Here is a 22,843-nt window from a genome sequence, read left to right on the forward strand (position 1 = left end):
GAGGGACAAAATGAATGATGCAGTGTTAGGAATTTGTGGAATCGTCGGGGGCTGCCTATGTGCAGTGGGGGATGTGCTGTTTGATTGGAAGGGGCCGGGAAATCAAAAAACGGGACCCGGCGGTATTATTGACAGTAATTGGTTGAAAATGAGCGGCTGGCGCTTTAAAGCTTCTATTATAGTAGCAGCCTGCGGTGTTCCTTTGTATGGGTTAGGTTTTTTAGGCATGAGTCATCAGCTAGCGGAAAGCAACCAAACTTTAGCCGACCTGTTTTTGATTTCTGCGGTGATCGGTTCGGCCGGCGGTTTGTTCATTCATGTTTTGGTTTGCTGCTTTCCCTTAATGAGCCAAGCTTTGCATGAAAACAAGGCTGATCCGAAAATTTTGGAGCTGTTGGTGGCCAGAATTTTCCAAGCGGTAAAAATTCCCTTTGTCGTCATGTTCTGCTTTTTGGTGATTGCCACTTCGTTGATTCTCATGGTGGCTATTTGGAGCGGAAATTTATCGGTGGCGTCGATTTTTTATTGGTGGAATCCGTTGATGCTGATGGTGACAGGGTGGTTATTTCGCTTGTTGGACAAGGAACGTTTTGCGGATTTGCCGGGGATCATTATGCCTAGTGTGGGGATTGCTATGATCGGACTAATGACACTTTTGAGTGCTCTGTAAAATAAAAATACCCGAACTTTGAGAGAAGCGATCTCCAAAGTTCGGGTATTTTTATAGTTGCGCTAAATAATTCTCTACTATTACATAGTCACCTTCGTAAGGCTGGTCTTCACCATTCAAGGTCATGTACTTGTCGGTACCTTTGCCGGCGAGAACCAAGGCGTCGTTTGGACCGATAGTTTCCATGGTTTCCAGAATGGCCTGTTTCCGGTCTTCGATGTAGCGAACCGTTACTTGCTCGTTTTGAATTGCCGCTTGAATTTCTTCGGCAATTTTTTGCGGGTCTTCAAAGTTTGGATCATCCATCGTCAAAATCGCAGTGTCTGCGTATTCGCCGATGGCCTGGCCGATGCCCTCACGGCGTGATTCAGCTTTGCCGCCGGTAGAACCGGTAATAACGGTAATAGTTCCTTCTGGATGATTTTCTTTGGCAAAGGCCAAAATGGATTTCATACTTAAATAGTTATGAGCATAATCCACATAAATATGGGCGCCATTTTCTTTCAGCAGAAGATTCATGCGACCTGGGACTAAGGCTTCAGCCAGTCCTTTTTTGGCATGGGCTTGATTGGCTCCGGCTAAACGGCTAGCAATTAAAGCGGCCGCCGCATTTTCTTTGTTAAAATCACCGGCCAAGCGCAAATTGTATTCGTCGTTTAAACCTAGTTCGTCGTCTTCGCTGGTCAAAGCAAAGGACAAAGGATGCTTCAGCGGTTCCACATGATAATCAGCACCCATGTCGCCATAGGTGATCACCGGCGTATTTTGTTTTTGCGCCATTTCCAGCAGCAAGTCTACATGATCCGTTTCATTTTGCAAAACGATCTGTTTGGAGTGACTAATCAATTGGCGCTTACAGTAAAAATAATCTTCGAAGGTAGGGTGTTCGATTGGCCCAATATGATCCGGCGAAATATTTAAGAATATTCCTACGTCAAAGGTTAAACCATATACTCGAGCTACTTTGTAAGCTTGGGATGAAACCTCCATCACTAAGTGAGTCATGCCGTTAGTTACTGCTTGTTGCATCATTTGATATAGCTCCAGAGATTCAGGTGTGGTTAATTGGGACTTGAAAAAGGTCACACCATCTAGAGTTGTGCTTAGGGTAGAAAACAGAGCAGTTTTCTCACCGTTTGCTTGATCCAAGATTTTTTTAGCAAAATAAGCGGTAGTTGTTTTGCCTTTCGTGCCAGTAATTCCGATAACTGTTAGTTTTTCTTGAGGATAATCATAAAAAGCCATACTTAAAACAGCTAAAGCCTTACGAATATCATGAACAATAATTGCTAAGTCCGCAGCCACTTCAAAAGGCTGTTCAGCAATATAAACGGATAACCCTTGACTCAATGCTTGCTTTAGGTATTCTTCTTTAAAGTTGTTGCCTTTGCAGAAAAACAACGTATGATCGTCTGCGTTGCGAGAATCGTAAGATAGCTGTTGGAACGTTTTTTCGAAAGGAGCAGTTAAACACCATTTAGCTGGTGTGACAAACTCTCGTAATAAGTTTTCTTTTTCCAAGATGTGTTGTATTTGCGTTAGTGTCAGTGTCATACAGTGACCTCCGTTACCATTTAGTCTAGGCTATTATAGCACAGCAACTCTTAAAAGCAGAAAATTCTCGAAAGCTTTTTGTGAGAAAACGGGTGGATTGTTCACTTTTGCTGGTTGACCCAATATTTTCTTCTTATTATAATTAGTTTAAGCCGAAAGTTGTGGACAGTCACTTTTACAGAGTGTTAGTATCAAATTAAATTGGGAAATTTAAAAAATTCAAATGTTTCATTATCATAAATAATTTTCATAAAAAGCGTTGCTTGGAGTAAGCACGCTTTATTTTAAGGCCAATGAAAAAAAGTTGGTAAATGAAGAAAGCAGGTTATTATGGACGAGCGGAAAGCAGCCTATCGACCGGTTTATCATCCTCAGGAAAAGGTGATCCAACAAGCCTCTTGGTTAAGGAGCGGAACTTTCTACTCCTGCTTGTTAGGAGCAGTAATCATCATTCCATGGTACGTCTGGATGGGCGATCAGGGAAACATCGCAAATAGTTATTTTGATATGAGTTATACTTTTTTTGGCATTTTTGGATTAGTGGCAACTGCGGGTCTCCCAAGCGTGATAGCCCAGCTGGTGGAAAAGTACAATGCGATGAGTGAATATAAGACAAGACAGCAACTAGTTACTCGCTGTCTACAGTTAAGCGTTGGGCTAGGGGGAATAGCAGCGGTAGCCATGTTCTTGCTGGCACCGCTTTTAGCTAATCTACTTGGCGGAGGAACAGATTTAACCTCAGTTCTACGGTCTATGAGTCTAACGTTAATCATTTTTCCGACTGTGCGTGTCCTGCAAGGCTATCTTCAAGGGATGCAGGATCTTTTTTCCATAGGGGTATCACAATTGGTATTTCAAGTGTTGCAAGGAATTTTTCTGTTAGCAAGCTGCCTAATTACGATGCAGTTGTTTCAGGGGAATTTTCGAACAGCCGTTAGCCAAGGTGTATTTGCCACTTTTGTAGGAGCAGCAGGTGCCTTGTTTCTACTGTTGTTATGCTGGAAAAAGGAACAAGAGCGTTTGGAAAGCCAAGCTATGCGTAGTCTAAATAAGGTAGAATCATCCATTCAAGTTATTTTGTGGAAAGGTTTTTTCGAAGCTTTACCTTATGTCCTTCTAGGTAGTGGGCTTCTAGTGTACAAATCAATAGATCTACTAACGTTTATTCCAGTGATGGATGCTAACACGAATTATAGTCAAGTCCAATTGCTGAATCTCTATGCGTTGTTTAGAGCAAATCCAGATCGTATCACTGTAATTGTGGTTGCAGCAGCGGGGACATTGATTTTCCGGTACGTACCTTCATTACTGGAACGAGTGGCAAAAAAACAGACACGAGAAGTAGTGCGTTTCATTAGTATACATTTACAACGGTTTATTTTTATCATGCTACCAGTAATTCTATGGCTATTGTTAAATACCCACGCTATCTATACTTTGGTTTATGGATCAGATCTTTTAGGAAGTCGACTATTATTTATCTCGTTGATTGCCAGTTTTGCTGCTAGTTTTGCGTTAGTATTGGCTTTTATATTGCAGAGCTTGCAACAGTCTAAAGCAGCATTGTACTATTGTATTGCTGGGTTAGTGTTAAAAGGGGTTATTCAACTACCCTTGATTGAATTGTTAGAAGCTTATGGTCCTCATCTTGCATCTATTTTAGGATTAATTTTAACTAGTACTTTGTCGTATCGAAAAATAAAAAAGACAACAAAAAGCAACTATCAATTGGCGTTCCGCCGCTTTTTATTAATTTCTACTTTAACATTAAGTGCTTGGCTACTCACATTAGGAGTACGTCAACTGTGCTATCGTTGGTGGAGCCCAGACATCCGGCTTCAAGCATTATTTATCTGTTTAGTTACTGGTTTTTTTAACAGTGGACTCTATGGATATATCACGTTGAAAATTCGTCTGGCAGATAAATTGTTGGGTGCCAGGGCGAAACGTTGGCGTAAATTATTACGAATTAAATAATAATAAAGAAGCCCGAGCTCAAGCTCGGGCTTCATTTATATTAACGAGCTCAGGGTGCTATGGAATAGATAAATTTTATATAGTCAAAAAGCATATGTAATTTCAATAAATATGAAAAAGGTCTTTTGGTAATCAGAAAGAATTATTTCGGAGTTTTACAGAAAGATTGCAATGTTTCAATGTAACATTGGGAAATTTAAATATTTAAGCGTATAAACCTTGATAATACAATGTTTTAAGGATGGTGTTTAGAAATAGAACTATTTCAAATAAGTTCAAAAATGACTTTTTGTTACATTTTTACACGATATTGTAACCAAATGTCATAAGATTTTCACCCATGAAATACGAAAGGATGTTAAAGTTATTCTCGTAGTCAAGAAGACATAGAAACCTATTTGGAGGAACTTAACATAATGAAATTAGGAAAAACAGTTTTATTCGGATCTTTAGTAGCAGCAGGAACAGGTATGGCTTTTGGTGGACAGGATGCACACGCAGCTGAAAAATATACTGTTGAATCTGGCGATACTTTATCAAAAATTTCTCATAAATTTGCTGGCGACAACAGCTTAGTTGAAGCAATTGCAAAAGCAAACAAAATTAACAACATCAACATGATCTTTGCTGGTCAAGAATTGACCATCGATGCAGAAGGCAAAACAGTAGCAGCAGAAGCACCTGCCGAAGAAGCAGCGGCTCCAGTACAAGAAGCACCAGCACCTGTAGAACAAGCGGCAGCTCCTGTAGCAGAAGCACCTGTTGAAGAAGTAGCGGCTCCAGTACAAGAAACACCAGCACCTGTAGAACAAGCGGCAGCTCCTGTAACTGAAACAGTACCTGCAGCATCTTCTTCAGCGAAAGAATGGATTGCTCAAAAAGAATCCGGCGGTTCTTACTCTGCAACAAATGGTCAGTACATTGGACGTTACCAATTAAGCTCATCTTACTTAAATGGTGATTATTCAGCAGAAAACCAAGAACGTGTTGCCGACCAATATGTAACCTCTCGTTACGGCTCATGGGAAGGCGCTCAAGCTTTCTGGTTAGCAAACGGCTGGTACTAAAATAAAGTAAATTACACGAGATTCCTTTACGAAGGAGTCTCTTTTTTTTGCCAGTTCCACTTTTCGCAGTGTAAATAGCAAGAAAGAAATTTTATAAGTGATCAACTAAATATGATTCGTGCTGTTTAGTGGAATGGTAAGCGTATGACGATGAGACTAATTTTTCCCGGTTTTGGAAAAATTAATCCCTTAAAAGGAGTTAGCTGCCAGTCTTACTTTTCGCAGTTTAGTTTTTGCGAAAGAAAACTCATTGGTTAATCACTTAGTATTAGACTCGTGCTGTTTAGCACGATTGTATGCGTATGAAAAGGGGACTCATTTTCCCAGACTTCAGAAAAATGAATCCCAAACTATGAGTGGCTGCTTTTTGCAGGCACTCCTTTTTACTTCCCAGCGAAATGATCGTCAATCTTTTCTTTGATGGCTTTAGCATCTTTTGTTACGAAGAAGATACTTGGAAGCAGCAAGACATTTTCTTCTGAATTAGCGAAGTAGATCTTGAAGGGTTCAGGAATGACTAACAGGTCTGGCTTTTCTTCCATAGTAGCAGGATCAAAATGGACGTCATAATAAGGTGAAAGCTGCTTCTTCAAGGCATTAATCAATCTGATTTGACTGAAGTGACCTGCTCCTGTAATTGATCGATAGTGTAACCCATCACTGACATAGACAACAAAACATATTTTCTTCATAATACGACTCCGTTCCTTTTTACCTTGTAGCAAAGTAGCTGTCGATGTGCTCCTTGATGGCTTTGGCATCTTTTTTCAAGAAAAGGATACCAGGAAGCAGTAGTGTGTTTTCTTCTGAATGTTCCACATAGAGCCTTTGTGTTTCCGGGATGACGAGCAAATCTGGTTCTTCCTCCATCGTAAGAGGATCAAAATGCACATCATAATAGGGCGACAGCTCCTTCTTCAAACGATTAATGAAGCGGACTTGACTAAAAATACCAAATGGAAAAGCGGCGACACTTTGATAACGAATTCCATGACTAACATAAGCAACAATACATACTTTCTTCATCCGACTCAGCTCCTTTTGTGAAGGTTCATAAATACCTTCTGGATTCGTCTGGAAGATATAGTCAAGGAGCGTACGTTTTTCTTTTTCCGTGGCCCCTTCTATTCCCAGCAAGTAATCGACACTTACTTGAAATAGCTGGCTCATTTTCACCAGCAGCTCTAAATCGGGATAGCTTTTATCCAGCTCCCATTTTGAAATGGTTTGGCGGGAAATATTCAGCTGATCCGCCAGCTCTTGTTGGGTGAGGTTTTTCTTGAGTCGTTCGTCCTTGATATTCTTTCCTAACTCTATCTTCACTTTACCTCATCCTTTCTAAATAGCTAGTGTTTCTAGAGGACCAATTCGTTGCTGTGGTGAAAAAGCTGATGCAATGCCGCGTTGCGCACTTGGATTTACCATAATCCTGGTGTTGCAGTCACTGCAATTTTCTCCTTAGTAAAGGGATGAACCAGATGCAGCTCGTAGGCATGGAGCATTAAACGGCCTTTTGGATTCTTACTATATAATGGATCACCAACTAAAGGATGACCAAGACTGGCTAAATGCACCCGGATTTGATGGGTGCGTCCAGTATCTAATTGGCAAAAGACTGCGGTGTTCTGTCCTTGTGGCTGAGCGATGGAGACATGGGTCACCGCAGGCTTACCATTTTTGGGATCAATACGACGTTTGCGGCGGTCATGACGATCTCGACCGATCTTTTTATTAATCGTCAAATCCTTAGTCATTTTCCCATGAACGACTGCTTGGTAACGGCGGTAGATATCCTTTTGCTCCAGCATGCGGCCTAAAATCGGTAAAACAAAGGGATTTTTGGCAAAAACTATTGCCCCGCTGGTTTCCTTATCTAAGCGATGCACCACATGAGGCTCAGCAACTGGTGCTAAATAGGCAGCTAAATGATTGAGCAAAGTATCGGCTTCATCTGGTTGGTTGGGGTGAGTTTTCATCCCCACGGGTTTGTTTACCACAATCAAATGCTCGTCCTCGTAAAGAATATCCACTAAATTTTTATTTCCTATATGAATGGTTCGCACCGGATAATCACTGTCTTCAATTAACAAGGTAATTTGGTCACCGCCGTAAACCTGCTCCTGGAAGTGGCGCGATTCCCCATTGACTAAAATTCCTTTACGGGTGCGAATAAAATGCCGCACTTTGCGGGGAACCAGCCAATCTTCTTCCAATAGTTCTTTAATTGTTTTAGTAGGTGAATCAGTCGGTAAGGTGATCATAAATTTCATAAGTTCCACTCCTCGGAATTTATTGTAACAATCTTTTTATAGAAAAGAAAAAGGAACTTGCAACTTTTAGCAATTGGGCTTGCTACAGGCATTCTTAGCTGGAATAAAAACATGTTTTTTTCTGCAAATTAACAGATATTTAAGAAAAAAATCAGCATTTCCTTGAGAACTAATGCTAGAATGATGCCAACGTGTATCAGTCTGAAGACGCACGCACAAGGCGTGGAATTATGTTACACTAAGTCTGATTTTGAAGGATTGGAGATCGACAAATGGACTTTCAGGAAATTTGGCGCAAAATTAAAAGCGCATTGAAAACATTTTGGACATGGATAAAACCCTATTTGATTCGGTTTCACCATGCTCGTAAACGTGTTTGGAAAAAATACCACGTGAATAAAATTTTACTTCTGTTAACATTGGTAGTTGTTTTAGTTGCTAGTATATATCTTTTTATCTTGGCTAAATCAGTTAAGGTTGAGACGTTACAATCTAGCTTAAAGCAATCGACCGAAATTTACGACCAAAAAAATGAACAAGCCGGAACATTGTATGGACAAAAAGGGACTTATACAGAAGGTGATCAAATATCACCGTACATTAAAGATGCAGTTGTCTCTACTGAGGATCGCCGCTTTTATGAACACCACGGTTTTGATATCAGAGGGATTGCTCGAGCAGCGATAGGTTCATTAACTCGTGGTCGAATTACCGGTGGAGGAAGTACGATTACTCAGCAGTTGGCTAAAAATGCGTATCTAAGTTTGGATCAAACCTTAGAGCGTAAAGCTAAAGAGTTGTTCATGTCGATTGAAATTGAAAAGAATTACAGCAAAGATGAAATTTTAACTATGTATTTGAATAATGCTTATTTTGGTAATGGGGTATGGGGAGTTCAGGATGCCGCTCGAAAATATTTTGGGGTAGATGCGAGTCAGGTAACGATCGGCGAAGCTGCCACAATTGCCGGTATGTTAAAAGGTCCAAGTATTTACAATCCGATCGATAATTTAGAGAATGCCACTAATCGTCGGAATACAGTATTAAATGTAATGGTGGATAATGGGAAACTAGATGCAGCTCAGGAACAGCAGGAAGCCCAAGTTGATTTAGGCTCCTTGTTAAATGATACTTATAGCTCCAGTGATGCTGGCTACAAATATCCATTTTACTTTGATGCGGTCATTGATGAAGCAGTTGAGCGCTATGGATTAAGTGAAAAGGATCTATTGGACAGAGGTTACAAGATTTACACTGCCTTGGATCAAAATTATCAGCAGCAGATGGAAGCAGTCTATGCCAACAATTATAATTTCCCAGCCAATGCTGAGGATGGTACGATGCCACAATCTGCTTCCGTAGCATTAGATCCTACAACTGGTGGAGTAGAAGCCTTGGTGGGACGTCGTGGGGAGCATGTTTTCCGTGGGTATAACTTCGCTACCCAAATGCAACGATCACCTGGTTCGACTATGAAGCCATTAAGTGTCTATGCACCCGCCTTAGAAGCAGGATACAAGCCAGATAGCATTTTGCAAGATGTTCCCCAAGAATACTACGATGCTAAAAACTATGACGGCACTTACCAAGGTGAAGTACCAATGTATCAAGCTGTTGCTCAAAGCTTAAACTTACCAGCTGTTTGGACCTTACATGAAATTGGTTTAGACAAAGGCTATAACAAAGCCAAAGAGTTTGGTATTCCATTGGAAGCATCGGACAAATATTATGGTTTAGCACTAGGTGGTTTAGAAAAAGGAACTTCACCGATGCAGATGGCTGCCGCTTATGGTGCTTTTGCAAACCAAGGTCGGGTTTATGAACCACATCTAATTACAAAAATTATTGATTCCACTGGAGCAGTAATTAAAGATAATAGCGATCCAAAATACGAACAAGTGATTTCTAAAGAAGTCGCTGATAGTATGACTAGCATGTTGCTAGGCACCTTCTCTAACGGGACAGCTGTTCCAGCAGCACCAGCAGGATACACGATGGCGGGTAAAACCGGAACGACGGAAACCAACTTTGATGCTACTAAGGTGAATGACCAATGGATTGTCGGTTATACGCCAAGCGTTGTTATCTCTACCTGGTTAGGCTTTGAGCAAACCAGTGAGACGCATTACTTGAGCGGTACCAGTGGCGATGAAGTCGGTCAAGTCTTTAAAGCAGAAGCGGAAGCCATCTTACCTTATGCTAAACAAGCCGCTTTCAACGTTGCTGATGCCTATGCAACGGGTGGACAAGTCGTTGCAGCGGACCAAGTTGGCGAGACTACTGAAGATAATCAGTGGCAGGAAGAGTTAAAGAATATCGGCGAAAAAGCAACTGAAGGATTAAGTGGATTTAGTGAAAAAGCGAAGCAAGGTTTGCAGCAGTTTGGTGAAAAAGCCAAAGAAGGATTAGGTCAATTAAAAGACAAAGGAATTCAATGGTGGCAAGAACAAGGAAATTAGACTTTGAACCCGTTTCCATCCATGTTATACTATGAAAGTAACTTTTATATAGAAAATGAGGGAAAATGATGACAAACATTTATGATACTGCTAATGGTTTAGAACGTGAAATCCGGGTATTACCTGAGTTCAAAGCACTAGAAGAAGCTTTTGCTGAATTGAAGAAAAACGAAGAAGCTTATACAGCCTTCAAAGAATTCCAAACGTTCCAACAAGAGCTTCAAGAAAAACAAATGCGCGGCGAAGATTTTTCTGATGAAGATGCAGAAAAAGCGCAAGCTCTAGCAATGAAAGTTCAAAAAGAAGAAACAATTAACGAATTGATGCAAAAGGAACAACAATTCAGCATGATTATCAACGATTTAAATCGGATCATTATGACACCAATTCGTGAATTATACGAAGGATAAGACAGTTAATCCCCAGCAGATTTTATTATCTGCTGGGATTTTTTTGTCTCTTGAGATCGAATTGTCTTGCAAACGCTTTTCATAGATGGTAAAAACAAGCTAATAAGATCTGGGGAGAATTTATATGAGAGTGGATAACGTTTATAAGAATCTGATGGAGTTTCACCAGAAGCATCCGTCAACATTGGAACAATTAACAGGGTGCACAGTTAAAGATATCTGTACCGCTACGGGCTATGCTCGGACGGCTGTTAGTGAGGACTTGACCAAATTAACCAATCAAAGAAAAGTTATTAAAGTCAAATCACGCCCAGTTTTGTTTTTTTCACGGCAAAGCTTGGAAGAACAATGTCAATTTGTACCTCAAAAGGATATGTACGCATCTTTGGAGGAGCTTAAAGCAGAGCTGACGCAGGTTACGGAAAATCGTGAACGACTAACCCGTGAACGATATGCTAATCCTTTTTCTAAAGTGATTGGTTACGATGGCAGCTTGGCAGATATCATCAAGAAATTGAAAGCAGCGGTATTGTATCCTCCTAATGGACTAAACATTATGTTGACCGGAGAATCAGGGGTCGGTAAAACGTTGTTAGCAGAACATTTGCATCAGTTTTTTGAAGCAAAAACGAGTCAAAAGGTGCCCTTCATTTATTTTAATTGTGCCGAATATTTTAATAATCCGGAATTGTTGACCTCTCACTTATTTGGTTATAAGAAGGGCAGCTTTACGGGTGCAGATAGTGATCATCAAGGGTTAGTGGAAATGGCTGACAAGGGATTTTTCTTTCTAGATGAAGTCCATCGTTTAACCAATGAAGGCCAAGAAAAACTATTTACGTTGCTGGACAAAGGTTACTTTACTCGTATGGGGGAGGCAGAAAAGCAGCGGCATGTGGCGATTAAGTTTATCTTTGCTACCACGGAGGATTTGGAGAAAACCTTTTTAAAGACGTTTTTACGCAGAATACCAGTGAATTTGCATGTGCCTAGTCTAAACGAGCGTTCTATCAAAGAAAAGATTCAATTGGTTTTAGCTTTTTTCTTGGAGGAAAGCCAAAGAATTCAGAAGGATCTGTCTATTTCCTACAACACCTTAAGATATCTGACCTTTTCTGTTTATAAAGCCAATGTTGGAGAACTAAAGTCAGAGATTCAATTCACATGTGCGCAAGCTTATTTAGATGCGATTGATTACGAAGCTGATGAACTGATTATTGATGTGCCGTTAAATTATTTCGATGAAAACAGCTTAGATACCAAGGACATTGTCATTTTAAACGAATACGTTCCTAGTAAAGGTATAAAGATTAAATATGATCAGTTTTATACTCATGTGGAGCAGTTGCTGCAAAGTTCGGATCAGCAAAACGATCGCTTCTATAACTTTTTGTTAAAGGAATATGCGGACTTAAAGAAGGTAAATATTTCACCTAAAGATGCCTTTGCCATGATGCAAAATAAAGTGGATCAATTGTACGATATGGACATATTTAGTCAGGTCCTCACCCAAGAGGAGAAAATTGATGAGCATTTTTATTCTCAGGTGACAGATGTGGTGGCATTTATTGAAGAGAAAATGAATAGTTTTTTACCAGAGCAATTAAAGGACGTGCTGATTGCTCACATTTATTCCAGTGTTTTTTATTCAGCACAAATCAATGAAGATTTCTTTGATCTGACGAAAAACATTTTTTCTGGGAAGATTGAAAACTATCAATTAGCTGAGCAAATCGTCCAGTATATTGAACACAGTTTTGCTCTAAAATTGCCAGATACGGAAATCATTTTCTATGACCTGTTCATTCGCAAGTTGAAATCAAGTGATCGCCGTTACGAATTAGATGAAAAATGCGGTATTATCGTAGTCGCCCATGGAAGTGCTACAGCTTCCAGTATGGTGGAATACACGAATGTGTTGTTTTCAACCAGTATTATGAATTCGGTGAATATGCCTATCAATCAATCGGTGGAAGAAACATTGGATAAGGTTCGTAGTATCGTTAGTGATAACCAATACAGTAAATTAATCTTAATGGTAGATATAGGATCACTGGTCTATTTCGGTAATGTTATCAGCAAGGAATTTCAGATCGAAGTGTTATTGATCAGCAATATTAATTTGTTAACCTTGTTGGAGGTAGCTCGTGAGGTAATTTATGAATCGACTAACTTTAACTATCTGTTGCCGGTCTTAAAGGAAAAGGATCATAAAGCGTTGCTTTGCCGCAAAGGGAATTTTGAAGATTCTAAAGTTTTGATTATCTCTTGTTTAACTGGACTGGGAACTGCGCTGAAAATTGAGCGGCTTTTATTAAATACTTTCCCACAGGAATTGTTGACCAATGTACGAATGCTTACACTAGAGAAAAAAGAACTGGAAGATATCAATCGTCTGCACTCCTTTGTGCATGATGATGAAAAACTGGTGGGCATTATAGGAACCGTTCAAACGGAAATTCCGGATATTCCATTTGTCTCGTTGGACAAGCTGTTGTCTGATCAGGGGATCAAATTGGTCTTTCAAATGTTGGGCTTTGATTTGGCTGTTGAGAAAAATATGGAAGTCTTTAAAAAAGTATCGGCTAAATATGTTCAGGGCTTATCGATTGAGGCAATTACCAGCATGCTGAATATTTTGAATCCCAAAAGTATTTCCATCGAATTGTCGAAGATTTATTCCGATATTTGTATGCAAACTAAAAAGAAAAGTGACGAGAAAAGACTACTACGCTTCATTATTCATTGTGCTTGTATGATCGAAAGGCAGATTAAACATCCCGAATATGATCATACCTCTTACGAACTGTCATATCAGGAGCTGCCGGAGATGGCATCTGTCATCAAGATGGCTTTCCGACCGATCGAAGTGTCATATAATGTGATCATTCCGCCGCTGGAAGTGAAGTATATTTACGAATTACTGTTTGAGGTGAATGTATAAAGCTGATTAAATAGCCCTTTTGCTGGGGCTATTTTTTTGGCACGCTACTTGCTTTATTAAAGGTGAAAGTGATTACGAGGAGGGAGCTTATGGAGAAGGAACCAATTTTGATCTTAACTCACGATGGCTGGGGCCAAGCATTATTAAAAAGTGTCCGCATGATCGTGGGAGAAATCAAAAATGTATACGAGGTGCCGCTGCAGGCGGAGGATTCGCTGCCGGAATACATTGCCAAAGTGAAGGAACAGGTTAACCAGCTGCAATGGTCGAAGAAATTATTGATTTTAACGGATATTAAAGGGGGGACCCCCAGCAATGTTGCTTTAAGGATTTCTAAGGATTATGAAATCGTTGCTATTTCCGGCTTATGTGCGTCCATGCTCTTAGAGGCGGTCATGAAACAAGAGGCTGGGGGCTTTACCCGCGAGTTAGCTCAGGAAATTCAAACAGCTGTAATTGAAAGCTGCCAAGTACTTGAGTTGCCACAAATAAAAAAATAAAGGATGTGCCAAAATGTCAAAAATCGTATTAACAAGAGTTGATAGTCGTTTAATTCATGGTCAAGTTGTAACAAAATGGCTACAGCAATCAGGAGCCAATGAAATTTTAGTGGTGAGTGACGAGCTAGAGCAGGATGAATTTCTGCAAAGTATTTATTTGATGGCGGCACCTCCGGGGGTTGAAGTGATTATTAAAGGAATGGAATCAGTCAAAACCTATTGGACAGAAGATGCGGTTGTTAAGTCCAGCAAAGTTCTTTTCTTAGTTCCTGATTTAACTACACTTAAAGCAGCTGTTGAAGCAGACATTGTCACAGAAGGCGTTCAAGTTGGGGGATTAGGCGGGGGGCCGAGCCGCAAGAATGTCACGAAAAATATCAATTTGTCAGAAGATGATGTTGCTATATTAGAGGAATTAATCAGCAAGAACATGAATGTTTACTTCCAGGCGATTCCAGAAGAAACACCAGTACCAATGCAAAAACTGATTGAAAAATATAAATCATTATAAAGGGGTGTAAGGAATATGGGCGTTTTAGGGATTTCAATTGTGATGGGTTTGTATTATTGGTTTGCTAGACTGCGCTTTGGTTATACGTTTTCTGGAATGCTGTCTCAGCCGCTTTCCGCTGCACTAATTGCTGGGATAGCCACCGGTAAATTAGGCGAAGCAATGATTATCGGAGCGGGGATTCAGCTGGTGTACTTAGGGGTAACCTCGACACCAGGAGGCAATGTGCCTAGTGATCCGGCGTTGGCTTCAGCGATTGCAATTCCGATTGCTTTAGGGGTAGGAATGAACGCAGAAGCTGCGATTGCTTTGGCAGTACCGTTTGGTGTTTTAGGCGTATTCATGGATCAAATTCGTCGAACAATTAATGCGACTTGGGTACATATGGCTGACAAGTACGCAGAGGACTTAAACTATTCTGGAATTTATCGTGCCGCCTTCTTATATCCTGCTATGGCCGGCTTTGTTATTCGTTTTCCTCTCGTGTTTGCGGCAAACTTTTTTGGACAATCAATTATCAATCAGATTTTAGATGTGATTCCAGAATGGCTAATGCATGGTTTTGAAGTAATGGGTGGTATTCTGCCAGCACTTGGTTTTGCTTTGACGATTATGGTTATTGGTAAGAAAACTTTAATTCCGTATTTCTTAATTGGATTCGTGGCCGTGGTCTATTTTGGGGCTGAGGTTATGGCGGTAGCGATCATTGGCGTCTGTGTGGCATTTTTAGTTCGGAACAAAGCGCTAGAAGAGGAGGCAGGAGCATAATGGAACAAATGACAAAACAAAACGAAGAGCAATTGGAACAAAAGAAAATTACGAAAAAAGAATTGTCTCGCGCATTTTGGATTTATCAGTTAGGTTGTGAGCTGTCCAATTCCTATGAGCGGCTGCAAAGTTTAGTCTTCTGTGCTTCCATGATTCCGGCGATTAAAAAGTTGTATGCCGATGATGAAAATGAACAACGTGAAGCGCTGAAGCGTCACTTGAATTTCTTCAACACCGAAGGAACAATTGGTTCTTCGATTCAAGGGATTGTTATTGCGATGGAAGAAGAAAAATCCAATGGTGCAGCAATTACCGATGCATCGATTACTTCTATTAAAACAGGTTTGATGGGTCCGTTAGCCGGGATTGGTGATTCAATTATCTGGGCAGCAGTAATGCCGTTGATTATCTCGATCTTTATTCCCATGGCCTCTAATGGAAATGCGGCTGGCGGAATCGGACCAATCGTTATCTACACTGCTATTACGATGTATATCAGCTGGGCGTTAATCAATAAGTCGTATACCTTAGGTCGTAATTCGATTTTGAGTTTGTTGAAGGATGGCAAGATTAAGCAAGTAATTTATGCTGCGAATGTCTTAGGGATGATGATGATGGGAGCTTTGAGTGCCAGCTATGTCAATATCACCAGTCCGATGAAATTTGTGGTTCCTGGTGGGGCAACGATTGTATTGCAGGATATCTTTGACCAAATTATGCGAGGCTTACTGCCATTAACTGCGGTATTTGCTATCTATTTTTTCATGGTGAAGAAAGGCCCGAGATACGGCATTATTATTGGCACGATTGTGGTCATTAGTGTGGTAGCTGCATTCTTTGGATTGTTGTAAGAAGCGAAGGTGTAAAAATGATTAGTTACGAGAAATTTGGCTTGAAGGAAGTGATTAACGCTTCTGGACGGATGACGATTTTAGGAGTTTCAAAGGTTTCGGAACGAGTAATGGACGCTCAGCGTTTTGGCAGCCAGCACTTTTTCGAAATGGAGCAGTTAAGTATCCAAACGGGGGCTTATTTAGCCAAGCTGTTGAAGGTGGAGGATGCGCAGGTCGTGTCTTCTGCTTCAGCAGGGATTGCCCAAGCGGTGGCGGCGTTAATCGGTAAGGGTGACATGTTTCATGTGTATCATCCTTATGCGGAGCGGTTCACTAAACGAGAAATTGTTTTGCCGAAGGGTCACAATGTGGATTATGGGACACCAGTCGAAGTCATGGTAAGCCAAGGCGGCGGCAAAGTGGTGGAAGCTGGCTACGCTAATATGTGTTCGGAAGCGCACATTGAGCAGATGATTACTGAAAAGACAGCGGCTATTTTGTACATTAAGAGTCATCATACCGTTCAAAAAAGCATGCTGACGGTGGCAGAAGCAGCAGAAGTGGCGCAGCGACATGACTTGTCGTTGATTGTAGATGCGGCAGCGGAAGAAGATCTGTTTAAATACGTTGAAGACGGTGCTGATTTGGTAATTTATTCTGGCGCAAAAGCGATGGAAGGTCCTAGTGCTGGCTTAGTCATTGGTAAAAAGGAATACATTAAGTGGTTGAGGCTGCAAAGCAAAGGCTTAGGTCGCAGCATGAAGATCGGCAAGGACAATATTTTAGGCTTTACCCAAGCAGTGGAGGATTATTTGAACCATGGCAGTGAATCTGGGGAAGCCATGCAGCAGCGCTTGAAGCCGTTTGTGTCAGGAATCAATCAGATTAACGGACTGTCCGCAGAAGTAGTGCAGGATGGTGCCGGTCGCGATATTTACCGGGCCAGCATAAAGGTGCAGGGGGCTAAAGAGGCTAAACAGGTGATCAAGGAACTGAAAGCGGAAGATCCGGCTATTTATACCCGGGAATACTTGGCGAACATCGGCATTATTGAATTTGATGTTCGGTCGGTGAACCAAGCGGAAATGGAAAAAATCCTTAAACGTTTAAAGGAAATCATGGAGGAGTGACCAAATGTCATTAACACCTAATTATTTAGAGGAACGAATTTGTTTAAATGTACTAGCTAATTCAGTGGAAAATGCCAAAGAGTGCTACGAGGCAGCTGAAGGTCACGTTGTTTTAGGGGTATTATCGAAAAATTATCCCGATGATGCTTCGGCAATTGAAGATATGAAGAAGTATCAGGCAGCCACCAATAATGCTTTATCAGTTGGTTTGGGGGCTGGCGATCCAAATCAAAGCCAAATGGTTTCACGGATTTCAGCGGTTTTACAGCCGCAGCATGTGAATCAAGTCTTTACTGGTGTGGGCACATCTCGGGCTTTGCTGGGTCAGACGGAAACGGTCATTAACGGGTTGGTTTCACCAACTGGCAAAGTGGGGTACGTGAACATTGCTACCGGACCGTTGAGTTCGAAGGCTTCGGAAGCGATTGTGCCAATTGAAACAGCGATCCGTTTGCTGCAGGACATGGGTGGTAGCTCAATTAAGTATTTTCCTATGAAGGGGTTGGCTCATCGGGACGAATATCAGGCGGTGGCTGAAGCTTGTGCCAAGTATGATTTCTATTTAGAGCCGACTGGTGGAATTGCTTTAAGCAACTTTGAGGAAATTGTGCAGATTGCCGTGGATGCTGGCGTGAAGAAAATTATCCCTCATGTGTACAGCTCGATTATTGACAAAGAAACCGGCGATACGCGGGTGGAAGATGTGAAAACCTTGCTGGAAATGATGAAGAATACGTTGAAATAAAAAAGAGCGGCTGAATGATCAACATTCAGTCGCTTTTTGGCAGTTATTTATCAGCTGCTTTGCCGAAAACCGGGAACTTGGTATGTTCACCGTAATCCACGCGGCCGATATTTTTCAAGGTTTCCATGTCTTCATGGGAAATCGTGAAGTCAACGTCGGCATTGTTCTTCATATGGTCGATATTTTCAGTTTTTGGCAGTGGCAACAAATCCAGCTGCAAGCAGTAACGAATTGCTAATTGTGGAATCGACACGCCGTATTTGTCAGCTAAAGTGGTGATGTCTTTGTTGCTCATCATGGCACCGTGAGCGATTGGGGAATAAGCTTCCACTAAAATGTCGTTCTTTTGAGAGAACTCAACCACGTCTATTGGTGTATAACCAATATGAGCCAAAATTTGATTAACCATTGGTTTTACTTTGGCATTTGTTAACAGATTTTCCAAATCGACTTGTTCAAAGTTGGATACGCCAATTGCTTTTAGTTTGCCAGCTTCGTAAGCTTCTTCTAATGCCCGCCACGCTTCTAAGTTTCCTTCAAAGAAGTGATCCTCGTCATTTTTGAATTCCGCCCAAGGTTTCGGACTGTGAATAATCATCATATCGATGTAGTCGATATCCATTTTGGCTAAAGATTCATCAATAGCAGCCACCGCATCTTCATAATTTTTGATTTCCGCAGCTAGTTTGGTAGTGACAAAAAGATCCTTGCGGTCCACACCAGAAGTGCGGATGCCTTCACCGACACCTGCTTCGTTGGCATATGCCTGTGCAGTATCGATGTGACGGTAGCCGACACTAATGGCGTCTCTAACATCTTTTGCAACTTTACTATTGTCGATCATCCAGGTACCGAAGCCGATCTTCGGAATTGTGATTCCATTTGATAAAGTAAATGTTTCGTTTAACATGTACATTCCTTCTTTCTCATCTATAACCCATCATAAACCTTAACCCTAACTTTAAGGCAAGGGTTAAGCTGTCGATGTTGGAAAAAAGTTTAATTCTCTACCGCTTTGAACCGTTTACTGTTGAATAGGACCAGTCCCGTTAAAACTAAAATACCGCCAATGATGGTTGACCAACCGGGGACTTCATCGATGATGATAATGCCCAAAATAGAAGTAAAGAAAGGCGTTAAATACATATAATTACTCACCGAAGCAACATTTTCAGCTCGTTCAAAAGCCTTGGCCCAACAGACATAAGCTACCGCGCTGGAAAAGACACCCATCAAAATGATGCAAAAAATCGCCAACCCGGACGCTTGCTGAACTTGCCGGAAGGCGCTGAAAGAAAAGATCGACAATAAAATCGTTCCGGCAAAAATGCTAAAAGTGGTTACTTGGATGGCCTGGTATTTTTTGACTAACTTTCTTGAGAGTAAGTTATAAAAGCTCATGCAAAAAGCTGCGCCGAAAAACCAAAGCAAGCCATAATTGATGGTAAAGCCGCCAGGCAGCAATGTGATCAACAATACCCCAATAAAAGAAAGGGAGCTGGCGAACCATTGGGGTTTCGTTAGTTTTTCATGGTAAATAAAGTTAGAAAGAATCGAAGAAATCATCGGCACCATGGCGATAATCACACTGCCGGTGGTGGCATTGACGGTTTCTAGGCCTTTGTTGAAAGCGATCATATATAAGAAGAAACCAATTGTTCCGGTTAGCAGAATCCAACCGAGGTCTTGCTTCTCAATTTTCTTCAGCTTGATAATCGGGGCCAACGCAATCAGTGCGATAGAAGCGACAATGTAACGCAAAAAAGAAATCGAATAGGCAGAAAATTCGTCCATAATGTAGCGGGACAGCACATAAGAAATAGACCAGCATAAAATCGTGGCCATGGCGTAGAAATGGTAGCTTTTTTTGTTCATGACTTTAACCTTCCTCTCATCACCTTATACTTTAGCATGAAATGATTGGCGAGAGGAGGGAAGTTTTAAAAATACTGGTGGATAACTCATTATAGATGAATTGATTTTCTATATCATGAAAAGTCAGTCTTATATGCCATTCCATTAGACAGCACGTACTAAAAGAACGTGTTTGATTTTTAGAAATCTTTCGAGCCATATTAAACTGCGAAAAGTGGAACTGGCAGCTAGTTCATTATAGGTGAATTGATTTTTCTAAGCCCACAAAAAATCAGTCTTATCTTCGTACGCATACCATCGTGCTAAACATCTTGTATCAGGTTAAAGTAGAAACCAATAGTTTCTTCATCTATCTATACCTACTGCGAAAAGCACGACTGGCAGCTATCTCATTAATAAGGGAATCATTTTTCCAAGATCGGGAAAAATGAGTTTTATTTTCATACGCTTACCATTCCACTAGACAACACGAATCGTAGTTAGCTGATCATTTGTCTGATTTCTTTCTAACTATACCTACTGCGAAAAGTGGAACTGGCAAAAAACCGCTGGAAGATTGCTCTTCCAGCGGTTAGTTTATTTCTTATAATGAATGGTGGTCAGTTCTTGAGATTACGTCGCGGCGTTGTTCAGGTGTTAAGTCACGGAATTTAACAGCGTAACCTGATACACGGATGGTGAAGTTTGCGTATTTAGGGTTGTCGATGTCTTTGTCCATTTCTTCCAACAGTTCACGGCCGAAGACGTTAACGTTCAAGTGGTAACCGCCACGGTCGAAGTAGCCATCTAAAACATGACGCAGGTTGTCAATTTGCATTTTTTCGTCATCAGAACGTCCTAGGGCACCTGGATTGATCGTTTGCGTATCAGAAATACCATCTTGTGCACAAGAATAGTTCAATTTAGCGGTTGAGTTCAATGAAGCCAATAAGCCGTTTTTCTCACCTAAGAATTTACCATCTTGGTAACTTGGGTTTGCGCCTGGAGCCAATGGTTTACCAGCACGACGTCCATCTGGTGTGTTACCAGTATTTTTACCGTAAACAACGTTTGACGTAATTGTCAATAGAGACAATGTCGGTGTTGAGTTGCGGTAAGTGTGTTGACGTTTGATTTGAGCCATGAAGTATTCCAAGATCCAGTTTGCTGTTTCATCTGCTTCGTCGATGTCGTTTCCGTAAGTTGGGAACTCGTTTTGTGGAATGTAGTCCACAGCAAGTCCGTTTTCGTCACGGATAACTTTTACGTTACCATGTTTAATCGCCATTAATGAGTCAGCCGCATGAGAGATACCTGCAATACCAGTCGCAAAAGTACGTTTCAAGTCAGTATCCATTAAAGCCAATTGAGGTGCTTCATAAGCATATTTGTCATGCATGTAATGAATCACGTTCAAAGTATTTACGTACAATTCAGCCAACCAGTCCATGATATCTTTGTAGTTTTGGATGAATTGATCGTAATCCAAAGTTTCGCCGTCCATTGGGCGCATTCTTGGTCCAACTTGCATGTGAGTCATTTCGTCCACACCGCCGTTGATTGCGTAAAGAACTGCTTTCGCTAAGTTGGCACGAGCTCCAAAGAACTGCATGTCTTTACCGATAACTGTCGCAGATACACAGCAAGCGATCGCTGCATCGTCTGATCCCCAGTATTCACGTAAAAGATCGTCATTTTCTAATTGAATAGAAGAGCTTTGTTTAGCAACTTTCGCTGCGTAAGTACGGAAGCCTTCTGGTAATTTTGAAGAGTACAAAACAGTCAAGTTTGGTTCTGGTGAAGGTCCCATGTTTGTCAATGTGTGTAAGATACGGAAGTCGTTCTTCGTAACTAGTGAAGAACCATCCATGTTCATACCAGCGATTGATAAAGTAGCCCAAATTGGGTAACCAGAGAACAATTGGTTGTATTCTGGTGTACGCGCAAATTTCACCATACGTAGTTTCATAATCAAGTGATCGATTAATTCTTGTGCTTCAAATTCAGTAATCAAGCCGCGGTCAAGATCGCGTTGGATGTAGATATCCAAGAAAGCAGAGATACGTCCGATAGACATAGCTGCTCCGTTTTGAGATTTGATGGCAGCAAGATAACCGAAGTACAACCATTGGATGGCTTCTTTTGCGTTAGATGCTGGTACAGAAATATCGAAGCCGTATGAAGCAGCCATTTCTTTCAAATCTTTTAGCGCACGGTATTGTTCCGCAACTTCTTCGCGTAATTGAATGACATCGTTGGTCATTGTTTTGTTGCCGACCAATTTGTGGTCTTTCATTTTTTGTTCCATCAAGAAGTCGATTCCGTACAATGCTACACGACGGTAATCACCGATGATACGGCCACGGCCGTAAGCATCTGGAAGACCAGTGATGATTTTATTTTTACGAGCTAATCGCATTTCGTCAGTATAAGCATCGAAAACACCTTGGTTATGAGTTTTGCGCCATTTGCTGAAGATAAATGACATTTGGTCGTCAACTTCATAGCCGTTGGACTCCAAAGCCTTGTTGGCCATGTTAATGCCACCGAAAGGCATGAAGGCTTGCTTCAATGGTACATCTGTTTGTAAACCAACGATTTTTTCTTCTTCTTTAATTAAGTAGCCAGGTGCATGAGAAGTAATCGTCGCAGGGATATCACTGTCCATGTCGTAAACGCCATTTTTTTTGTGTTGAACTTCAAATAGTTCTTGTAGTTTATCCCATAGTTTGTTGGTACTTGGTGCTGCTTCTTCTAGGAAGCTGTCGTCACCAGTGTACTCAGTGTAGTTGCGTTTGATGAAGTCTAATGTGTTAACTTCTTTTTGCCATTTACCGGGAGTAAAGCCATCCCATTGTTCAAATTGTAATTTGTTTTGCATTGAAATTCTCCTTATTGTTGAGTGTGGAACTAATTATTTTTTCAAAAAATTAGTCTGAGAGTCATACGGCATACTCAGCTGCAATTGTCTTTGACCATCCATTTATCCTGTAGTGGATTATCAATTAGATTGGTTAATTGCAAATGGAGTGACCGCATTAAGTATGGAAGAAAGCGCTTCTTGATACCGTGAGTATAACAGATATTGATACTGTTTATCCACTGTTTTTTGCGTTTTATCGAAAAAAAGTGCTTTTTCTTTTAATTTTAT

Annotated in this window: 19 protein-coding genes; 12 read left to right on the top strand and 7 right to left on the bottom strand. The window is 41.0% G+C overall.

Annotated elements, in window-relative coordinates; genetic code table 11:
• The first annotated feature begins 10 nt into the window (after positions 1 to 10).
• Positions 11 to 670 carry a DUF6796 family protein gene (locus IGI42_RS11325; RefSeq protein ID WP_438715938.1) on the top strand — a complete coding sequence of 220 codons (660 nt, stop codon included), beginning with the start codon at positions 11 to 13 and terminating at the stop codon, positions 668 to 670.
• A 51-nt stretch (positions 671 to 721) separates the two neighbouring features.
• Here the strand turns inward: IGI42_RS11325 and IGI42_RS11330 are convergent, their stop codons facing one another.
• Positions 722 to 2,224: a UDP-N-acetylmuramoyl-L-alanyl-D-glutamate--L-lysine ligase gene (locus IGI42_RS11330; protein ID WP_438715939.1), complete on the bottom strand. Its 1,503-nt coding sequence runs from the start codon at positions 2,222 to 2,224 to the stop codon at positions 722 to 724.
• A gap of 330 nt (positions 2,225 to 2,554) precedes the next feature.
• Here IGI42_RS11330 and IGI42_RS11335 point away from each other — a divergent pair, with 330 nt between their 5' ends.
• Both IGI42_RS11335 and IGI42_RS11340 read left to right on the top strand, forming a co-directional pair.
• Positions 2,555 to 4,201: an oligosaccharide flippase family protein gene (locus IGI42_RS11335; RefSeq protein WP_438715940.1), complete on the top strand. Its 1,647-nt coding sequence runs from the start codon at positions 2,555 to 2,557 to the stop codon at positions 4,199 to 4,201.
• A 416-nt stretch (positions 4,202 to 4,617) separates the two neighbouring features.
• Positions 4,618 to 5,268, top strand: a complete 651-nt coding sequence (locus IGI42_RS11340) for a LysM peptidoglycan-binding domain-containing protein (RefSeq protein ID WP_438715942.1) — start codon at positions 4,618 to 4,620, stop codon at positions 5,266 to 5,268.
• A gap of 383 nt (positions 5,269 to 5,651) precedes the next feature.
• Here IGI42_RS11340 and IGI42_RS11345 read toward each other — a convergent pair whose 3' ends face one another.
• The 3 genes from IGI42_RS11345 to IGI42_RS11355 all read right to left on the bottom strand — a co-directional run bounded on the left by IGI42_RS11345 (position 5,652) and on the right by IGI42_RS11355 (position 7,538).
• Entirely contained in the window at positions 5,652 to 5,960 is a 309-nt protein-coding gene (locus IGI42_RS11345; protein WP_438715943.1) for a hypothetical protein, read from the bottom strand.
• 19 nt (positions 5,961 to 5,979) lie between these two features.
• Entirely contained in the window at positions 5,980 to 6,591 is a 612-nt protein-coding gene (locus tag IGI42_RS11350) for a helix-turn-helix transcriptional regulator (RefSeq protein ID WP_438715944.1), read from the bottom strand.
• A 95-nt stretch (positions 6,592 to 6,686) separates the two neighbouring features.
• Complete coding sequence (locus tag IGI42_RS11355) at positions 6,687 to 7,538, bottom strand: RluA family pseudouridine synthase (RefSeq protein WP_438715945.1); 852 nt, start codon at positions 7,536 to 7,538, stop codon at positions 6,687 to 6,689.
• 272 nt (positions 7,539 to 7,810) lie between these two features.
• On the opposite strand from IGI42_RS11355, the gene IGI42_RS11360 reads away from it, so the two are divergent.
• The 9 genes from IGI42_RS11360 to dagF all read left to right on the top strand — a co-directional run bounded on the left by IGI42_RS11360 (position 7,811) and on the right by dagF (position 17,838).
• Complete coding sequence (locus IGI42_RS11360; protein ID WP_438715947.1) at positions 7,811 to 9,997, top strand: PBP1A family penicillin-binding protein; 2,187 nt, start codon at positions 7,811 to 7,813, stop codon at positions 9,995 to 9,997.
• Between the two features lie 68 nt (positions 9,998 to 10,065).
• Positions 10,066 to 10,407, top strand: coding sequence for a YlbF family regulator (locus IGI42_RS11365; protein WP_438715948.1), 342 nt, complete (start codon positions 10,066 to 10,068; stop codon positions 10,405 to 10,407).
• 124 nt (positions 10,408 to 10,531) lie between these two features.
• On the top strand, positions 10,532 to 13,351 hold the full coding sequence (locus IGI42_RS11370) for a sigma 54-interacting transcriptional regulator (protein ID WP_438715949.1): 2,820 nt from the start codon (positions 10,532 to 10,534) through the stop codon (positions 13,349 to 13,351).
• Positions 13,352 to 13,440: 89 nt separating this feature from the next.
• Entirely contained in the window at positions 13,441 to 13,851 is a 411-nt protein-coding gene (locus IGI42_RS11375; RefSeq protein WP_438715950.1) for a PTS sugar transporter subunit IIA, read from the top strand.
• A 13-nt stretch (positions 13,852 to 13,864) separates the two neighbouring features.
• A complete protein-coding gene (locus IGI42_RS11380) occupies positions 13,865 to 14,362 on the top strand; it encodes a PTS sugar transporter subunit IIB (RefSeq protein WP_438715951.1) in 498 nt (165 codons plus the stop codon).
• 15 nt (positions 14,363 to 14,377) lie between these two features.
• Entirely contained in the window at positions 14,378 to 15,130 is a 753-nt protein-coding gene (locus IGI42_RS11385; protein WP_438715953.1) for a PTS mannose/fructose/sorbose/N-acetylgalactosamine transporter subunit IIC, read from the top strand.
• Positions 15,130 to 15,981 (top strand): PTS system mannose/fructose/sorbose family transporter subunit IID, encoded by an 852-nt coding sequence (locus IGI42_RS11390; RefSeq protein WP_438715954.1) that lies wholly within the window; start codon positions 15,130 to 15,132, stop codon positions 15,979 to 15,981. The genes IGI42_RS11385 and IGI42_RS11390 overlap by 1 nt, the downstream gene beginning before the upstream one ends.
• Before the next feature lie 17 nt (positions 15,982 to 15,998).
• Positions 15,999 to 17,093 carry a DgaE family pyridoxal phosphate-dependent ammonia lyase gene (locus IGI42_RS11395; protein WP_438715956.1) on the top strand — a complete coding sequence of 365 codons (1,095 nt, stop codon included), beginning with the start codon at positions 15,999 to 16,001 and terminating at the stop codon, positions 17,091 to 17,093.
• A 4-nt stretch (positions 17,094 to 17,097) separates the two neighbouring features.
• Positions 17,098 to 17,838 (top strand): 2-dehydro-3-deoxy-phosphogluconate aldolase, encoded by a 741-nt coding sequence (dagF, locus tag IGI42_RS11400; RefSeq protein WP_438715957.1) that lies wholly within the window; start codon positions 17,098 to 17,100, stop codon positions 17,836 to 17,838.
• 43 nt (positions 17,839 to 17,881) lie between these two features.
• Here the strand turns inward: dagF and IGI42_RS11405 are convergent, their stop codons facing one another.
• The 3 genes from IGI42_RS11405 to pflB all read right to left on the bottom strand — a co-directional run bounded on the left by IGI42_RS11405 (position 17,882) and on the right by pflB (position 22,573).
• Complete coding sequence (locus tag IGI42_RS11405; protein ID WP_438715959.1) at positions 17,882 to 18,748, bottom strand: aldo/keto reductase; 867 nt, start codon at positions 18,746 to 18,748, stop codon at positions 17,882 to 17,884.
• Between the two features lie 89 nt (positions 18,749 to 18,837).
• Positions 18,838 to 19,713: a DMT family transporter gene (locus IGI42_RS11410; RefSeq protein ID WP_438715960.1), complete on the bottom strand. Its 876-nt coding sequence runs from the start codon at positions 19,711 to 19,713 to the stop codon at positions 18,838 to 18,840.
• Between the two features lie 583 nt (positions 19,714 to 20,296).
• Entirely contained in the window at positions 20,297 to 22,573 is a 2,277-nt protein-coding gene (gene pflB, locus IGI42_RS11415; protein ID WP_438715961.1) for a formate C-acetyltransferase, read from the bottom strand.
• Positions 22,574 to 22,843 lie beyond the last annotated feature (270 nt).

Source organism: Enterococcus sp. AZ109, assembly GCF_051714625.1.
Classification (GTDB): domain Bacteria; phylum Bacillota; class Bacilli; order Lactobacillales; family Enterococcaceae; genus Enterococcus_A.